General features: G+C 34.3%; 17 protein-coding genes. 8 read left to right on the top strand and 9 right to left on the bottom strand.

Annotated elements, in window-relative coordinates; all coding sequences use genetic code 11:
- Positions 1-76: 76 nt before the first annotated feature.
- From HCX49_RS09895 to HCX49_RS09885, 3 genes are all read right to left on the bottom strand, one after another.
- Entirely contained in the window at positions 77-571 is a 495-nt protein-coding gene (locus HCX49_RS09895; RefSeq protein ID WP_168126944.1) for a GNAT family N-acetyltransferase, read from the bottom strand.
- Positions 572-620: 49 nt separating this feature from the next.
- Entirely contained in the window at positions 621-1082 is a 462-nt protein-coding gene (locus HCX49_RS09890) for a VOC family protein (RefSeq protein WP_168126943.1), read from the bottom strand.
- Positions 1083-1148: 66 nt separating this feature from the next.
- Positions 1149-1535, bottom strand: a complete 387-nt coding sequence (locus HCX49_RS09885; protein WP_168126942.1) for a DUF2809 domain-containing protein — start codon at positions 1533-1535, stop codon at positions 1149-1151.
- Between the two features lie 207 nt (positions 1536-1742).
- Here HCX49_RS09885 and HCX49_RS09880 point away from each other — a divergent pair, with 207 nt between their 5' ends.
- The 3 genes from HCX49_RS09880 (at position 1743) to HCX49_RS09870 (ending at position 4076) form a co-directional block, all read left to right on the top strand.
- Complete coding sequence (locus HCX49_RS09880) at positions 1743-2315, top strand: Crp/Fnr family transcriptional regulator (protein WP_132772994.1); 573 nt, start codon at positions 1743-1745, stop codon at positions 2313-2315.
- Positions 2316-2386: 71 nt separating this feature from the next.
- Complete coding sequence (locus HCX49_RS09875; protein WP_168126941.1) at positions 2387-3208, top strand: alpha/beta hydrolase; 822 nt, start codon at positions 2387-2389, stop codon at positions 3206-3208.
- Positions 3195-4076 (top strand): DMT family transporter, encoded by an 882-nt coding sequence (locus HCX49_RS09870; protein ID WP_168126940.1) that lies wholly within the window; start codon positions 3195-3197, stop codon positions 4074-4076. Before HCX49_RS09875 ends, HCX49_RS09870 begins: the two co-directional genes overlap by 14 nt.
- A 69-nt stretch (positions 4077-4145) precedes the next feature.
- Here HCX49_RS09870 and HCX49_RS09865 read toward each other — a convergent pair whose 3' ends face one another.
- Complete coding sequence (locus tag HCX49_RS09865) at positions 4146-4622, bottom strand: hypothetical protein (protein ID WP_132842339.1); 477 nt, start codon at positions 4620-4622, stop codon at positions 4146-4148.
- 165 nt (positions 4623-4787) lie between these two features.
- Here HCX49_RS09865 and HCX49_RS09860 point away from each other — a divergent pair, with 165 nt between their 5' ends.
- The 4 genes from HCX49_RS09860 (at position 4788) to HCX49_RS09845 (ending at position 9617) form a co-directional block, all read left to right on the top strand.
- Positions 4788-6764: a sensor histidine kinase gene (locus HCX49_RS09860; protein ID WP_168126939.1), complete on the top strand. Its 1977-nt coding sequence runs from the start codon at positions 4788-4790 to the stop codon at positions 6762-6764.
- Positions 6757-7389 (top strand): response regulator, encoded by a 633-nt coding sequence (locus tag HCX49_RS09855; RefSeq protein WP_168126938.1) that lies wholly within the window; start codon positions 6757-6759, stop codon positions 7387-7389. The genes HCX49_RS09860 and HCX49_RS09855 overlap by 8 nt, the downstream gene beginning before the upstream one ends.
- A gap of 162 nt (positions 7390-7551) precedes the next feature.
- Positions 7552-8508 (top strand): hypothetical protein, encoded by a 957-nt coding sequence (locus tag HCX49_RS09850; protein ID WP_168126937.1) that lies wholly within the window; start codon positions 7552-7554, stop codon positions 8506-8508.
- 92 nt (positions 8509-8600) lie between these two features.
- On the top strand, positions 8601-9617 hold the full coding sequence (locus tag HCX49_RS09845; protein WP_168126936.1) for a hypothetical protein: 1017 nt from the start codon (positions 8601-8603) through the stop codon (positions 9615-9617).
- Between the two features lie 74 nt (positions 9618-9691).
- Here HCX49_RS09845 and HCX49_RS09840 read toward each other — a convergent pair whose 3' ends face one another.
- Positions 9692-12256, bottom strand: a complete 2565-nt coding sequence (locus HCX49_RS09840; RefSeq protein WP_168126935.1) for an SEL1-like repeat protein — start codon at positions 12254-12256, stop codon at positions 9692-9694.
- Positions 12257-12630: 374 nt separating this feature from the next.
- Positions 12631-13218, bottom strand: coding sequence for a glutathione peroxidase (locus HCX49_RS09835; RefSeq protein ID WP_168126934.1), 588 nt, complete (start codon positions 13216-13218; stop codon positions 12631-12633).
- 301 nt (positions 13219-13519) lie between these two features.
- Here HCX49_RS09835 and HCX49_RS09830 point away from each other — a divergent pair, with 301 nt between their 5' ends.
- Positions 13520-14212: an alpha/beta hydrolase gene (locus HCX49_RS09830; RefSeq protein ID WP_168126933.1), complete on the top strand. Its 693-nt coding sequence runs from the start codon at positions 13520-13522 to the stop codon at positions 14210-14212.
- A gap of 177 nt (positions 14213-14389) precedes the next feature.
- Here HCX49_RS09830 and HCX49_RS09825 read toward each other — a convergent pair whose 3' ends face one another.
- The 3 genes from HCX49_RS09825 to HCX49_RS09815 are packed head-to-tail and all read right to left on the bottom strand — an operon-like array spanning position 14390 to position 16288.
- Positions 14390-15373: an aldo/keto reductase gene (locus HCX49_RS09825; RefSeq protein WP_132842357.1), complete on the bottom strand. Its 984-nt coding sequence runs from the start codon at positions 15371-15373 to the stop codon at positions 14390-14392.
- A 13-nt stretch (positions 15374-15386) separates the two neighbouring features.
- Positions 15387-15674, bottom strand: coding sequence for a putative quinol monooxygenase (locus HCX49_RS09820; RefSeq protein WP_168126932.1), 288 nt, complete (start codon positions 15672-15674; stop codon positions 15387-15389).
- Positions 15671-16288: an NAD(P)H-dependent oxidoreductase gene (locus HCX49_RS09815; RefSeq protein ID WP_168126931.1), complete on the bottom strand. Its 618-nt coding sequence runs from the start codon at positions 16286-16288 to the stop codon at positions 15671-15673. Before HCX49_RS09815 ends, HCX49_RS09820 begins: the two co-directional genes overlap by 4 nt.
- Between the last annotated feature and the right edge of the window lie 149 nt (positions 16289-16437).

Raw genomic sequence — 16437 nt, 5'->3', positions numbered from 1 at the left:
AATGAGTTTTTATGATTATATAGTGAATTGTTACTGGGTATTTTGAAGGATGATATGTATACAGGATATATCTTTTTTAAGTCCGTTTTAATATCAGCTTTTCGATTGTAGTACCATCTTCATTTCCTTTAAAATAGCTTTTAAAATTAAATTTTTCGACTAGTTTTCTTGAAGCGATATTTTCTGGGTGAATGATAGCAATTACATCATTTTCTTTATTGACGGTCGACGCTTGGGATAACAAATATTCACAAATTTTAGTTCCTAGACCTTTTTTCCAATGCTCTTTTCGCAGTAAATAACCAATTTCAAAAATATGGATATTTCTTTTGTAGAAGACTAGTTTGCAATCACCAATGATTTGATCAGTAGCTGTATCCAATACTTGGTAATAACCAAGAGAATCATGCTGTTTGCCTAAATCTAAGATAAATGCAAACCTTCTCTTAGCATCTGTTTCAGATAGACCTTTTCCGGTGATGTATTGCATCAGGTCATCTTCTTTAACAAGATTAAGATAGTCTGAAAAGTCTTCTTCGGTATATTTTTTAAAAGTTAGCTGGGTGGTCATAAGATGTGAAAATATCGATAAATAGAGATGTCTTTAAATATGAATTTATTTACTTTTCATGTTTTCCTACTACTTTTAACCAATCGGCATAGCGCAGTACACCATGTTCTGGTTGCCCTTTTCCTTCAAGCATACTGATGAATTCCAAACTATTGCCATCAGGATCATCAAAATAGATTGCAAGTGCTGGCATCCATGCAAAAACCATAGGTTCTGTCGAATCATCTTTCAAGAAATTGTAAGGTTTTAGATCATTTTTTTCTAACCAAGATACTGCATCGTCGCGTACAAACTCGAGATCACATTGAAATGCGAAGTGTCTTTTTTGTATAGAGGTATTTTTTTCCCATAAACCTAACATCGCCTTTTTATCTGCAGTCAGCCATAAAAATGCGATTCGACGTGGGTGGTCAATGAAAGCTAATTCCAAATTTATTTTTTTTGAATAGAATGTGATTGCATTTTCCAAATTACTCACTTCAATATGAGTTTCAAATAATCCTTTAATCATAAGTTTCTTTTTTATTATAAATAAATATCTAATACAGTTATTATCATGATACTATAGTTCTGACTTTTAATTCTCTAAAGTTTTTCTAAGAGTTCTGTCCAATAGATAGGCAATACCGGTACCCGCGATATAACCGAATAGATCTGACCAGAGAAAACCTTGCCCAAAAACAAGACGAAGAACTGGGTTGTTTCTGATATAAATAAAGAAGGAAGTTTGTATTAATTGCATGCATTCTATCGAAAAGCAGAAAACTAGAGTGAGTATAATTGAAAATAGGAGTGGACGCGTAAAAAATAGAAAACGAAAGATCCAATATACCATTATAGCGTATAACACGTCGCCTGTTATTGCAGGAACAAAATCAATTCTTCTAGAAACCAAACCAAGTATTATTGTGATAGCTACTAAACCAACGTAGGTTGTTCTTTTATTTTTACTGTTTTTTATCATGTATTAGCAACATTTCAAAATTTCTTAAAACACTTTTAAAATATATTCTTTTAAAGCTGATGTTTTATAAATAGCGATCTAGCGAAAATAACTAAATATTTCGGGAAGCTGGTGGTAATTTATGCCAAGTGATTATTAATGCATACAGAATATAGTCTAATATTTATTTTTCATTACCTAATTTAGCGGATAGTAATTCAACTCGACATGGATGATTTTTTGAAACAGATAAATGCCTATTATTCACTATCTGAAGAAACAGCAGATGCTCTGAAGGCAATCTGCAAAATACACTCTTTTAAAAAGAATGATTTAATTTTAAGAGCGGGAGATATGGCACGTTATTATTATTATGTTCGTAAAGGATTGCTGGGTTACTATACTATTAATGAGAGTGGTAATACAATTTTCAAACTTTTCTTTGAAGAGAATAGCTTTGTGGCTTCCACAGCCGCAATTATTGAACATAAGCCAAGTTTATTCCACATCATAGCGCTTGAAGATTGTGAAGTAATTATGTATCCTGCTCAAGTTTTTCGTGAATTGCTGATCAAATATCACGATCTTGCATTGTTTCATATTCATTATTTAGAGAAAAATTGGGTTGTAAAAAAAGAGCCTTTGGAAATCGACCTGAAATGGGATACAGCAAAAATACGTTATATCAAGCTTTATGAAAATCAGAAATTGTTTAAAAGACTTAAGCAACATCATATTGCCTCCTATCTTGGCATTACGCCAACACAACTCAGTCGAATACGAAAAGAATTAAATTTTTAATCCTTCAACATATGTAAACGTTTTTCATCTTTTGAAACTTGACTTTTGTCTTGAATTAAAACAATAAGAAGATGAAAAAAATTGCAATGATGTGCTTTATTTTTACATTAATACTTCCTGTTTTTGGACAACACATAGTCCATGAACATGTTTATAGTGCGAAAATGAACAAGAAAATTCCAGTGGTCATTATCACACCTCATATAATAGCGGAGAAAAGCTATAAATCTGTTTATATTTTGCACGGTTATAGTGGCAATTCCGAAAGAACTCATCAGCAAGATATTCCAGATCTTGTCGCAAAGTCGGAACTTTACCAAACTATTTATATTTTACCTGATGCTAATTTTAACAGCTGGTATGTCGATAGTCCCGTCGACATAGGATCACAATATCAAACTTTTATTGGAGATGAATTAGTAAACTATGTAGACGCACATTATCCAGTCTTTGCTCATAGAGAAAGTAGAGGGATTCTCGGTTGGAGTATGGGAGGCTATGGCGCTATAAATATTGGTGTTACCTACTCAAAATCATTCTCATTAGTAGGCAGTTCATGTGGAGCATTGGATTTTACTCGATTTGGAGAAGCTTATCATGGATACCAAGTTGATCAAGTATTAGGTCAATACGAACAGTTAGATCGAGCATTTCTGACATCCAGTAAGTTCGCAAAAATGCAAACTGCTGATCAGTTTTATATTTTGGACTGCGGTATTCAGGACGAGCAGATGATCGGTATGAATCGTGACTTTCATAATCAGCTGATAAAGGCAAATGTAGATCATATTTACCAGGAATCAAATGGTCGTCACGATACCGCTTACTGGAGCAGATCGCTTTCCAATCAATTGGCTTTATTTAATAACTACTTTTACTATGAAAAACTTTAAAGCAGTTATTTATGTACTTGCAGGCGCCATTAGCTACGGATTATTGGCGACTATCGTTAAATATGCGAATGGTTTAGGTATAGGGACAAGTGCCCTAACATTTTGGCAATTTTTTATTGGATTTATATTTCTATTATTCCTCGACCTGATCTGGAAAAAAAGAAGAGGGGAGAAGAAGGTTATTGTATCTTTCAGATCAAAGTCAAGATTGGTATTTTGGGGAACATCACTTGGACTCACAACCACATTATACTACCTTTCGATTCAGTATATTCCTGTATCCGTAGGAATTATTCTTCTCATGCAGTCTATCTGGATTAGTCTCATTGTGGAGATTGTTGTCCATAAAAAACGACCCACTACAGCTAAAATAATCGGTGTAATCATTGTTTTAATTGGTACAGTGCTTGCGACAAATATTTTTGAAACTGAACTTAATATCAGCGTAAAAGGTCTTCTATTGGGATTAGGAGCCGGAGCCTCATACACTTTGTCACTCTTTGCTTCAAGTTCCGTAGCTTTAGATGTACCCAGTCATTTACGAAGTAAGTATCTTGTTCTTGGTGGATTAATCTTAGTTTTTTTATTCTGGAATATTCATATTGTCGAACAAATGAGTGCGGTCAGTTTATATTGGGGAATTATGATTGCGATTTTTGGAACTATTCTGCCTCCACTTCTTTTCACTAAAGGTATTCCGCAAGTTGGAATTTCACTTGGTAATATCTTTGCCAGCTTGGAGATTCCTGTATCGATATTATCGGCAGTAATTATATTAAATGAGTCAGTTCATACAATACAGTGGGGTGGAATTATATTGATTCTGTTTGCTATTGTATTAATCAATAAACAAGAAAAGCCTCGATAGAGGCTTTTCTTGTTATATCACGAGATTTTAAATAAAATCTATTATAAATAATATAAATAGGTAAGAATCTTAGAACGAATATTGTTTCGTTAAGTTCGCACCATCTCCTGTTAGTGTAGGATTTTCAGTAACTTTAACTTTACCATCTACTTCTATTTTATAGTCTACAGATAAAGGTGCGCCATAATTGATTATTTGTACACCGCCCGAAAATGCGCGAATCGGTTCTGTCGTTTCAATAACGTATGTTTTAGTAGGACCAGTGAAATCAGTATCGCCTAATCCAATAGCCGATTCACCTGTTTTCACGACACCATTAACTTTCCAGACATCTGTTTTTCCGCCTGGATTTCCTCCTGCCACAGCAATCGAAACAAAATCCTGGTCAGCATTTACATTGTTAAGGGTTACTGTGATTTTATAGTGACTTCCCTTTTGTTCTGGTATTGTATTATCATCATCCTTGCTACAGCCTATCGTCAACATGCTAAATGTCAGCGCTGACAAAATCCCTAAAAGTGCTATTTTTACATTTACTTTTTTCATAATTACTAATTTTATTTATTTTGTGATAGCAAATTTCCATAGATTGGGTTATTTGAACAATCATCTTAAACCATGATTTAATTTCTAATGGTTTACCATGATTTTTTTTGCAAATAAAAGATCAACTCTTTTTATGCAGATATTTGTCATTTAATTACTAAACCCATGTTAAAGCGATATTTTTTATCAATCATATTTTCGATTTTTATTTTTGCATATTATGCGAAAGCACAACAGCTTATCCCGTTGGATGAAGAGGCTTATGTAAAGCAAATTAATGATCAGATCAATCGTGGTAATAGCGATAGTACACGCCTCTACAATTATTTACTGCTTTCAGAATATTGGGCGCCAACAGACGCTTTAAAAAGCAAGCAGGCATTGGATGCAGTATTACACGCTAAGAATAAAAATATTTTAAGCTCCGGACTTTTAAGTTATTACCAGGCAGTGTATGAAACAAGTCAAGGTGATAAAACTAAGGCTAAACAATTGTACAATGATGCGATATCTATACTTGAAAAAGAATCAAAGAATAAAGGTACCTTGATCAAATCTTGGTATAACTACGCATACATGCAAATGGAGGAAAAAGGTTATGATTTTTTAGTCAAGACTTTGACTGAGAAATGTATACCCTTGAGTGAAAAAAGTGGAAATACAGAACTTTTAGCTTATTGCTATACCCAATTAGGCTTAACTTTTATGTCTGTTGGACAGCTTAATACTGCTGAAGAATATCAAAAAAAGGCATTGGAGCAACTCCTTAGTATACCTGAACAAAATACAGCTCATCTTATTACTTATCTCAATCTTGTTAGTAATTACTGTTATAAACCTGACAGCAAAACTGCAAAAATCTATCTGGACAAGGCAACAGCACTTATTAAAAAATATCCCAATACACAGCATGCGGCTAATTATTATTATCAGGTAGCCATGTATCATACAACAAAACTGGAATTTACTCCAGCTTTGGAAAATCTAAGTAAGGGTATTCCATTGGCAAAAATAAAAAAGCAAGGAAAGATGTTGCAGATGTTAAAATTTAGGATGTATAATGTTTATCTGATGCAAAAAGATTATACGAAAGCTAAAGCCTTAATGGAGGGGATTTTAGATGAGGATATCTTGACAAAAGAAGGTATCAATCGTAAGATAATAATAACCCAATTGGCTACGGTTAATGAATTAATGGGCGACTATAAACAAGCTTATCAATGGTTAAAAAAGTCAAGCGCATTAAGCGATAGCCTGCAACAAAAAAAATTACTGGAGAAAATGAACGCGTTGGAAATCTCACATCAAACTTCAGTAAAGCAACAAACCATAAATCGTTTAGAACAGGAAAAAAAGGAAAATGAACTCTTAGCTAGAAATAAGAATCTGCGTACTATATTATTGGGCATTGCGCTTGGTTTGAGTTTGGTTATTGCATTCTTAGCCTATCTCAATTATTCGAAACAGAGGAAATTGAATGAACAAATCAGTTTGAGTCATCAGCAACAGTTGTTACGTATTGAGAACAAAAGGAAATATGATGCAACACACGCTCTTTTACAAGGAGAAGAGCAGGAACGTCAGCGTATTGCCCAGGATCTACATGATAGTATGGGAGGAATGCTGGCCAACATCAGAATGTCCATTTCAAAGGATGGGATAGGAAATATTAATGAAACAAATGATATCGTCCAAAAGCTAGATAGGTCTATTTCGGAAATGCGTCGTATTTCTAGAAATTTGATGCCTGAGACCTTAAAAAATCTAGGTCTTGAAACTGCATTATCAGAGCTTTGTGAATCCATGAGTTATAAAAAATTACGCATTCAATTCGAAGCTTTTGATTTATCGGAAAATATTCCTTTTGAAACTCAGCTTGCTCTTTATCGCATTACCCAAGAAAGTATAAGCAATGTCATCAAGTATGCACAGGCAAATAATGTAATTGTTCAGATCAGTCAGAATGACAATCTTTTGAATCTTACCATTGAAGACGATGGCGTTGGATTTGATAAAAATCAAATTACAAAAGGATTAGGATTAAAGAACATTGAAAACCGTGTACAATTGATTAATGGAACGGTAGATATTACTTCTGCAAAAGGGGAAGGGACTACAATAAATGTCGAATGTTATGTCTAGTAAAATTACGTTAAATCTGGCAATAGTTGATGATCACCCGATGATTGTGGAGGGACTAAGATCTTTACTTCAAAATGAACATAAATTTCAAGTGTTTTCATTTACAAAAGGTGCCGCTATATTGGATTTTATTCAGGAAAATACAGTCGATATTGTATTATTGGATATTATTTTAAGTGATGGTAATGGATTGGATTTTTGTAAAAATATTAAACAAAAATCATCACATTCCATTGTACTTGGTATAAGCAATCAGGCTGAGCGCAGTATTATTTTCCGGTTTTTAGAAAATGGTGGTAATGGTTATATCTTAAAAAATGCTGATTCAGAAGAAATCGTTGCGTGCATCGAAAAAGCATTGGGCGGTGAGATTGCTTTAAGTAAAGAAGTACAGCAGATTATGTTAAGGCCTTCCCTCAATACTTTCGAAATACCACGACTGACAAAGAGAGAACAGCAGATTCTAAAATCTGTAGCTGACGGACTAACATCAGCAGAAATAGCTGAGAAGTTATTCATTTCCATCATTACGGTAGAAACTCACCGCAGAAATCTCCTGAAAAAATTTCAGGCAAAAAATATGATCGAATTAGTAAGGGTTGCAACAGAGAATAAATTGATCTAATCTATATTATTTCAACAATTTCTTATCCTTAACTCATTTCATCTAACCAAACGACAACTATATTTAGCCTGTAAAAAGTACTATTAATATATGCTTGATCTTTATATTTTTTTTAACTTTGACAATACAACTAATCAATTTTAGTAAACATAAATTCCATTGATGATGAGTCGCATATATCCTAGTCGCCTTTTAGCTATATTTTCAATTATATTTCTATTTTTTTCTTGTAAAAAATCGGATGTCAAACAGGAGCTCTTAAGTAATGGTCTATCCATTATCGCGACTGATGGCCACGTTGCAATTAGTGGCTATCGATCCTTTGTTGGTGAAGTTAGTACAGTCTATTGGTTAGATGGTCTAAAGATAGATGCGACTACATTTATTAAAAATATTCCGAATGGAACTTTTTATCGTAAAGCTATTGATGATAAATCAAGAATAAATTTTGAATATAAAAATAAGTCAGGAGCAAAAGAATCCTATCAGATGGACCAAGGTAGCTTCCTGTTAGATACCGTTATGTATTATTATAAAAACAATGTGAAGGTAAAAATGAATAGTGATAGTGTGGGGGTCCTACGTACTATGACTATGTATAATGATAAACCATTGTTTGCAGGTATGTATGGAAAGGTTTCTGGAAATTTCGGAGGAAGCTCATTAGCTATAGGTAAACCTTTTTATTGGAATGGTGTATCTGCGCCAGAAGAATTACCGTTGCCGAGCAAAGGAATATTTAAAGAAGTAACGACAATTTTTCAAGGTAGTGCAAATACAGTTTATATAGGTGGTAATTGTGGTTTTCCGGTCTATTGGAAAAATAAAGAACTTGTTGTATTGGATGAACGTTATGGTGAAGTTCTGCAGATTACACAATCGAACAATGATATCTATGCTGTTGGATTAATTAATAAACATCAATCAAACAGTACTGGTCATACTGCTTGTTATTGGAAAAACGGCGTTCTTCACGAATTAGAAGATAATGCTCAAGCTTCAGGAATTTTTATTAACGGTGAAGATGTTTATGTAACAGGTTCAACAGGAGACGTTCCTGTAAATTATAAGCCATGTTATTGGAAAAATGGTGTTCGTGTTGATCTGCCTACATCATAATTTTAACCTTACTTTTTTTCTTTTAAGATTTGCTGTGATTAAATTTGAATATTTAAAAATAAGTGTAATTTAGGTCTTAAAATTATAACCCAATGCGATATTCAATACATTCTATTTTATTGCTTCTTTCTCTTTCAAGTACATGTCTATTGGCGCAGACTAAAGAAGAGCTTAAGAAAAAATATGAAAACAGCGATCTTCATAAGGAAACGGAGAAAAAGATGAGAAATTCTAGAGCCTATCCCGATAGTGTGATTCTAGCACCTCTTCATTTTACAAACTCTTTCGTTACTTTAGATAGCGCTGTTAGTGACTTTCAATCTTTCAGTATCGATGTAGAAATATTGAATGACATTCCTGATGATTATGCGTTTTATATTTCACCTTTCAACATCAGCTTAAATGGTATGCCTATATATGGGGGCATCCAAACCCATTCTGATGGTTTTAGTGTGAAAGATAATTCCTATCAGCAGATCGGCAGAGGTGGGATTTTTTCGCGTTGGTATGAACGAAGTAAGGAAGCTACTCGCTCCAAAGGATATTACAACAGTAGTGATGGCGAAGGTGATTTCATCAGTGTTCGCAATAAACTTAATTGGAATAAGGGAAAATATCGCCTAAAACTTTCAAAAGCAGATTATGTTCCTGGAAAAGCAGTTCCAGAACACTATAATCCTAAAGATCTATATTTCGCCTGGGGCGATATGGAACATACGTGGGTAACCTACACGGTTGAAAATTTGGAAACTAAGAAAATTGATACCATAGGTTCCATGGCTTTTCCTGGCAAGAAGTTAGTGATGGGCAAAAGTATCATATACTTTACAGAGCAGTATCATAAAGCGTTTGATTTTGCCAGTAAGGATCGTAAACTAGGAGAGGGGTATCTCCGATATAAGGATATCCCAGTCATTGATATGACTTTAAGTAATTTGAGGATAAATGATAAAGAGTTTATTCCAAAGGAAATAAAAACTCATCATAACAGAACACATCATCCGGATCAGGATCAGATTGCAATGCCAATGCCGGTTCTGTCGACAGATAGCTATAATCCAACAACTGGAGTATTGACTTATCGGATCGGTAAGTTGGTGAAGTGGTAAATAATCAGTAAATAGTAATGTCTATAAGGCCACAGAATATTCTGGTCTTATAGACATTACTATTTATGGCACTATTACTTTTTAAATAGATTTTTAAAAAATGAACCTAATGTGTCTTTTCGCTGTTTATCAAGACCTAAGATTTTCAGATCTATTTCGATATTATTTTCTTCCGCATACGCATACCATTTTGCAAATTGAACTTCATCAGCATATTCTGAAGCAGGTCTATAATAATATAATAATTGGTTTACAGCATGATGGTAAACACCTATCTGCATTGCTTTTTCGTAATAGCTGATTGCTTTTTTAAGATTTATTTTTAATCCACCGAGGCCACGTTCATACATAATACCATAGTAAATAGGTGAAAATTCTTCATCGTAATCTTTTTTTAAAAGCGGTAGAACCTTTTTATAATCTTCTTTTGTAAAATATATATCGGCTAGCTTATCCGAATTGAAATAATATAATTTCTGGGCTTTTAAATAATAATCTAACGCTTTGTCTTCATCTTTTTCTACCCATTGGCCGTGGTAATAAAGATCTCCCAAATTAGCCCATCCTAATCCATTGCCCAATTCTCCAGCTTTAGTGTATGCATTTACTGCTTTATCAATATCTTTCTTACAGCCCAGGCCATTTTGATAGTGATATCCCAAATTGTTCCAGGCATTCTTTTCTCCTAATTTTGCAGCCTTTTCATATAATGCGAGACCTAAAGCTAGGTTGGCATGAACTTTATCTTCGGTATCGGTATAAATCATGGCCAATTCGGTCATCATTTGAGGATGCTTTCGCTGCACACCTATTTTTAAAACTTCAATTGCATCCTCTATTTTGTTTTTTTTCAAAAGATCAAGACCTAATTCGTACAAGCTTTGATTATCGAAATAGTGAAAGTAATTTGCGCCGATTTTAGATTTCCAACCGGTGTAATATTTTAAGAAAAAAGCTAAGTCTTTTCCCCTTAAGTTCTCTTTTTGGTTATAGCATTTACCCATCTCCTCAGGTGTAATTTTTCTGATTTTCATCAGTTTGTCAAGACAAAACAATTCTTCTTTCTGATAGAGGAAAAGCTCATCGTTATGATGGTCAATTACTTCTGAAACATACTCGTAAATTGGACTTAATTGATTGGTCTGTCCATCCCAATATTGCATTCCATCTTTTAAGTGCACTCTTAAAAAGTGTTTTTCAAGCTGTTCGATTTTAAGATAAGAAGCATTGGGCTCTAGTAACCAATGGTTGTTAAAGGCATCAAAAATTCCATTACCAATTTCGGTATATAATATGTAGATATCTTTAAAGAAGTTTGCCAGATAATCAATTTCAATTTTTTGAATATTAGCATCTTCTTTTAGATAATTTTCATTTATCGGATTATAAATAAACCATTTTTTAGCCTTAAGGTAAACAAAAGTCTGGTAGTTCGAAAGTGTGATTACCTGATCTATTTCTGTATCAAGAATTTTTCCATCAGATTTGATAATTTCAATTTTTTTATTCCCTTTATTTGGTTTTACATAGAAAAAGTTATGGGGCAGTACATGTAATACATCTTCGAGATAATCGCCAATATGGACCCCTCTATTATTAAAATACTTACGCTTTGAAGTTCCTGCAATTTTTATAAAGAAAAGTTCACTCCCGTCAAAATCAAAAGGACTTTCACTATCTTGATTGATGACGTTTTCATTTTTATGATTGATTAACGTGTATGTGCTACCTGTTTTTGCATTAAAATAATTCCCATATAGATGTGTTAGCTCCTCATAAATAGGTGGAATAAGCAATTGATGATCTACCATATTTATAAGCCCAACCTTAGCATCAGAAGTTACACAACCAACTAGATGCTTAAATTCGTAATCGTAATCTGAAACTAGTCCGTAATAAATTTCAAAAACATGAGATGCATCATCATAAGTTGGTGGAACTATTTCAGTTCCTTTTGTGTCTAGGTAACCAAATTTGTTGTTTTTTTGAATAACTGCAATTCCATCCTCAAATTCAGATATTTCATCATAGTAGGCAGGAGTAATGATATTACCTTTTATATCTTTTAATCCTTTTACATCATTTTCTGTAAACACTTCAGCATAATCGTGTTTATAAACATCTTCATTCCAATATCCTAATCCGTAGTTTATCCAATCTGTTTTCAGAGCCTCAAGAAAATTTTGATAACCGGATGCTTTCAATATACTATCGAGCGGTTTTAAGCTTTGAGATTTTGTTGCCTTTAGGTAACTTTTATTTTTTTGTTGGATTTCAATAACCCAATCTTTCGCTTGTTCTGATTTTCTTTCCTCATTCATATTGAAGACATCCGTACCATCGATCAAGAACGTATCATAGGGTAAGTTTTCTAACAAATCAAATAGCTGATTGACGGGCTCGTAATACACCTTTTTATAGTGCAATTGGTATTCATCGGCCAATAGCGTGTAGAATTGCCTTAATAACACAATTCCCGCTTCTCGGTTTGCATATAATAGTTTTCCTTTTGCCCTGATTTCAGAAGCAAAAAGTGGTAATAAAAGAGGGGGTATTTCGTAGTTCCATTCTCCCAAATAATAGGGATAGCTTTCACCAGATTGGGAGTCGATATTATAGATGTAAATGCGATGTGCCATTTTTATAATTTTATTAAGATCCTGATCAAAGATAAAAAGATTAGTTTCTTAAAACATTCGCTGAAATTGGGGATTTTTAAGGAATGATATCTGCATACAAGTTATATTTTTCAGAATTTATGATAGCATAGAACCAACAGTATTCGGGATATATCGGTCAAAATAATGAAAAATATTGTTTAAAATTTACTGAAAATAGTATCTTTATTTAATAACAACAATACTAAATATTATAATCCTTTTACAAGTTATCTAATGAGATACATTTATTTGCGTTATGCGATGAATTTAATGAAAAATTTTAAATAGATTTTGAGACAAATACCTAGTAAAATCTCTGGCCACTAAAACATAATCGATGTTTTAATAAAATTTTAACTTTCCAATGCTTTTAAAAATACTGGATCCAAAGGAGATATGCTCGACGCAAAATAATGACTTAGATTACCGTTTTCATTGACTATATATTTGCTGAAATTCCAATCGGGTGCATGATCATTCCATCCATTTTGTGAAGCTTGAGTTAACCATTGGAATACAGGATGCTGTTCATTAGATTTGATCACTATGTTTTTTTTTGCAACAGGAAAGGTGACTCCGAAGTTTACCTGACAAAATTGCTCAATATTTTTGTCTGTGCCTTTTTCTTGCTCTCCAAAATCATTGGACGGAAAAGCGATGATAGCAATGCGGTTGCCCATTTTCTGATATAACGCTTGTAATTCCTCATATTGACGTGTGTAACCGCAATCAGAAGCGGTATTGACAAGGATTACTTTCTTTCCCTTAAAATCTGAGAAGTCTATTGTCATACCATTGCTTTTTACTGCTGTTAACTGGTAAAAAGACTGTAGTGCAGTTTTGCCAGAAGGAGCATGCAATATTGTTCCCATTTTTCCGGATCTGGAAAGTTTTTTGATTAGGGGATATAAAGTATGTAGTATTTTTTGTTTGAAATTCATAGTAATGTAGCGTTGATGAAAAGTAAAAGATATTATATGTTTATAACAAGAAAATAACTCGATGAAAATTACTTGGCTAAATATTGTAAAAAGTACTAAGTTACATATTTTGATAAGTTTTTTCCTTACCTATACATTCAACTTTAAATTAATGACGGATAAATTCTTTTAACATCCTAGGGAATTTATTGAAACAGCTTGTGAATGCCTTTTTGATATATTTTATTTTATGACAAACAAAAAAGTGTGATTATTTATTTATAAAGATGTTATTTGAATTTTGTAAAATAAATATAATAGTATGGAAAAGAATGATATAACAATTGTCTTGGTACATGGAGCCTGGGGAGATGGATCACATTGGAGTAAAGTAACAAAAATCTTATATGAGGCAGGATATAAGGTTAGAAGCGTGCAGAATTCTTTAACCTCCATGGCCGCTGATATTGAAAGAACGATCGATCTTATTGATAAAGAAGAAGGTAAGGTGCTACTTGTTGGACATTCTTATGGTGGCGCTGTGATTTCAGGGGCTGGTCATCATGAGAATGTAGCGGGACTAGTTTATGTTGCGGCATTTGCTCCGGACAAGGGTGAAAGTTTAGGAGGTATTTTTTCACGTAGAGAGCAGCCCAGCGGTGCTGCTAATATTGTCCCTGATGCGAAGGGTTTTCTTTGGATCAAGTATGACAAGTATCATGAGAGTTTTTCACAGGATCTTGATCCTATAGAATCAATGGTAATGGCTTTGTCTCAGAAACCTACTCATGGCAGTATTTTTGGCGCTGAGGCTGATGAACCCGCTTGGAAAGTAAAACCGAGTTGGTATCAGATTTCCAATAACGATCATATGATTCCACCTGAAACACAAAAGGAAATGGCCGAAAGGATAAAGGCAAAAGAGGTAATTGGTCTTGATGCCAGCCATGCTTCTATGGCTTCCCATCCTAAAGAGATTGCAGATTTCATCATAAAAGCAGTACAAGCTTTGTAAATTTAAAGTAAATACTGTTTTAGAGTTGTCTATAAACCATTGAGATATAAGTAACTTAATTTAGAATGGAAACAAGACCAGAAATTTTAACTTCTGGTCTTGTTTGTTTAAAAATGCATGTATTAGAGCGAGTCATTGAATACATTTCATTTCTAAGGGATAATAATCTTATAAAACTTATAATTTTGATAGTTCGTTATTTATTAAAATAAGTTCCTCTGCAGTAAAATTGATATCCATTGCCTGTGCATTGGCTATCGATTGTGACGCATTTCTGGCGCCTGCCAATACCACAGTGATGCCTGGTTGCAATGTTGTCCAGCGAAGGACCAATTGTGCTACGGTAACTCCCTTGTTTTGTGCAATAGGGGCAAGTGTTGCGATCAGGCTTTTTACTTTTTCGAGATCAAACTGTGAGAAATAACCGTTGCGGTGGTCATCTTGTTTTAAGGTGTTTTCTGTGAAGTATTTTCCGGTCAGTAGTCCTCTTTCCATCGGGCTGTAGGCGATAATGCCGGTTTGGTTTTCCAATGCATAAGGCACTAGATCCTGTTCAATACTGCGGTTGAGCATGCTGTATGAAACCTGATTGCTGGCTAGGGTAAGTGTTGCCGATGCTTCTTTTAATTGATCAACGCTGTAGTTACAAACGCCCGCTGCACGGATTTTTCCTTGCTGGATCAGAACTCCTAAAGCCTCCATCGTCTCGCTGATAGCGGTAGTCGAGTCCGGCCAATGGATCTGCAACAGATCGATGTAGTCGGTACCCAAACGTTTCAAACTTTCTTCCAGCTCTTTAATGATATTGGCTTTAGATGCAAATTTATATACCGGTATTGTTTTACCGTTCTCTGATGCATCAAAGAAAAATTCACCTTTTCCCTGGTTACTTCCATCCCAGACCAAACCAAATTTGGTCAGTAACTGTATTTTTGATCGGTCTTTTCCTTTAATGGCTTCGCCGATCATTTCTTCACTGAGACCAAATCCATAGAAAGGTGCAGTATCAATACTTGTCACACCGTGATCAAGTGATGCATGTACGGAAGCAATGGAGTCTTTTTTTTCATTTCCGCCCCACATATTGCCTCCAATGGCAAATGATCCATACGTGATGGCCGATAATTCTAATGCTGTATTTCCTAATTTTCTATATTCCATTGTGCGGTTGTTTTTAAATTAATGTTGTTGCAAGAATGATTGGTTTTTCCTGAAGCTTATCTGCTACAAGTTCACCAAATGCCTGGATGTAGGGTTGCTGATTGTGCGCATCTAAACCTTGCTGGCTCTTCCATATTTCATAAAAGGTGAACAGGTTGCTGTCATCGATTCCTTGATGCAGGCTATATAGTTCGCAGGCATCCTCTTTTCGGGTTTGCTCTACCATATGCTGCAGTACGGAAAGAACTGCAGCTCTATGTTCATCTTTTGTTTTAATGATGGCTGTTAAATGTATTTTCATGATACTAATGCTTCTGTTAGTTGTAGGGTAAATACTTTGTCAAGGTGTTTTTGGTAGGCTTCCATATCACGTAATATGTCTGCGTTTTTTTCCACATCATGGAAGTGAAAGCTTTCTAATTTTTCAAGGGATGCAAATGCATTCATACGATGAAAACCAAATAAAGGACCGTCATCTACACTGGTTTGATTGAAAAACTCTCCGGGTAAAGTGAAGGCAGTCTTTGGCGCATTCCAGCTGCTGGTCACCATATATTTGCGACCCTGCAACATACCACCAGTTCCGTAGTTGATGTCCGGGTTTTCAGAGCGGCGGCCGTCACTGTGGTATATGCCTGTACGGTGCCCTGCGGTAAACACTTCGTCAATATACTTTTTAAAAGCATTTGGTACCTGGAACCACCACATTGGAGTGTGGTAAATAATGTAATCTGCCCAAACAAATTTCTGAACTTCTTCGTCATGATCGTAACCATCTGCAATATGGGTTACTTTGATTTCTACGGAGTCAAATTTTTCAAAAAAAGCGATTGTATTTTCGGTTACTGTTTTATTGAACCGTCCGCTTGAATGCGCGAATGATTGTCCGGCGTTGATAATTAATATATGTTTCATATGTAAATGAATTTTCTTTTAATGGGCATATGGAATATCCAGATTATTTTTATTGCTAGGCTATCGTGGATATTTCATTTTGCTTTATTTTAAATTTACTGTTACAAAGGTATCGGGGTTTTTGTTATTACAGAAATAGTATAAATTAT

The sequence above is a fragment of the Sphingobacterium sp. B16(2022) genome (genome assembly GCF_012030425.1).
In the GTDB taxonomy this organism is placed as follows: Bacteria; Bacteroidota; Bacteroidia; order Sphingobacteriales; family Sphingobacteriaceae; genus Sphingobacterium; species Sphingobacterium anhuiense.
This window is presented reverse-complemented; position numbering and strand designations above follow the sequence as displayed.

Excerpts from the sequence above, each read along its gene's own strand:
- HCX49_RS09895 (WP_168126944.1), bottom strand. The coding sequence starts at position 571 with ATGACCACCCAGCTAACTTTTAAAAAATATACCGAAGAAGACTTTTCA.
- HCX49_RS09890 (WP_168126943.1), bottom strand. The coding sequence starts at position 1,082 with ATGATTAAAGGATTATTTGAAACTCATATTGAAGTGAGTAATTTGGAA.
- HCX49_RS09885 (WP_168126942.1), bottom strand. The coding sequence starts at position 1,535 with ATGATAAAAAACAGTAAAAATAAAAGAACAACCTACGTTGGTTTAGTA.
- HCX49_RS09880 (WP_132772994.1), top strand. The coding sequence starts at position 1,743 with ATGGATGATTTTTTGAAACAGATAAATGCCTATTATTCACTATCTGAA.
- HCX49_RS09875 (WP_168126941.1), top strand. The coding sequence starts at position 2,387 with ATGAAAAAAATTGCAATGATGTGCTTTATTTTTACATTAATACTTCCT.
- HCX49_RS09870 (WP_168126940.1), top strand. The coding sequence starts at position 3,195 with ATGAAAAACTTTAAAGCAGTTATTTATGTACTTGCAGGCGCCATTAGC.
- HCX49_RS09865 (WP_132842339.1), bottom strand. The coding sequence starts at position 4,622 with ATGAAAAAAGTAAATGTAAAAATAGCACTTTTAGGGATTTTGTCAGCG.
- HCX49_RS09860 (WP_168126939.1), top strand. The coding sequence starts at position 4,788 with ATGTTAAAGCGATATTTTTTATCAATCATATTTTCGATTTTTATTTTT.
- HCX49_RS09855 (WP_168126938.1), top strand. The coding sequence starts at position 6,757 with ATGTCTAGTAAAATTACGTTAAATCTGGCAATAGTTGATGATCACCCG.
- HCX49_RS09850 (WP_168126937.1), top strand. The coding sequence starts at position 7,552 with ATGATGAGTCGCATATATCCTAGTCGCCTTTTAGCTATATTTTCAATT.
- HCX49_RS09845 (WP_168126936.1), top strand. The coding sequence starts at position 8,601 with ATGCGATATTCAATACATTCTATTTTATTGCTTCTTTCTCTTTCAAGT.
- HCX49_RS09840 (WP_168126935.1), bottom strand. The coding sequence starts at position 12,256 with ATGGCACATCGCATTTACATCTATAATATCGACTCCCAATCTGGTGAA.
- HCX49_RS09835 (WP_168126934.1), bottom strand. The coding sequence starts at position 13,218 with ATGAATTTCAAACAAAAAATACTACATACTTTATATCCCCTAATCAAA.
- HCX49_RS09830 (WP_168126933.1), top strand. The coding sequence starts at position 13,520 with ATGGAAAAGAATGATATAACAATTGTCTTGGTACATGGAGCCTGGGGA.
- HCX49_RS09825 (WP_132842357.1), bottom strand. The coding sequence starts at position 15,373 with ATGGAATATAGAAAATTAGGAAATACAGCATTAGAATTATCGGCCATC.
- HCX49_RS09820 (WP_168126932.1), bottom strand. The coding sequence starts at position 15,674 with ATGAAAATACATTTAACAGCCATCATTAAAACAAAAGATGAACATAGA.
- HCX49_RS09815 (WP_168126931.1), bottom strand. The coding sequence starts at position 16,288 with ATGAAACATATATTAATTATCAACGCCGGACAATCATTCGCGCATTCA.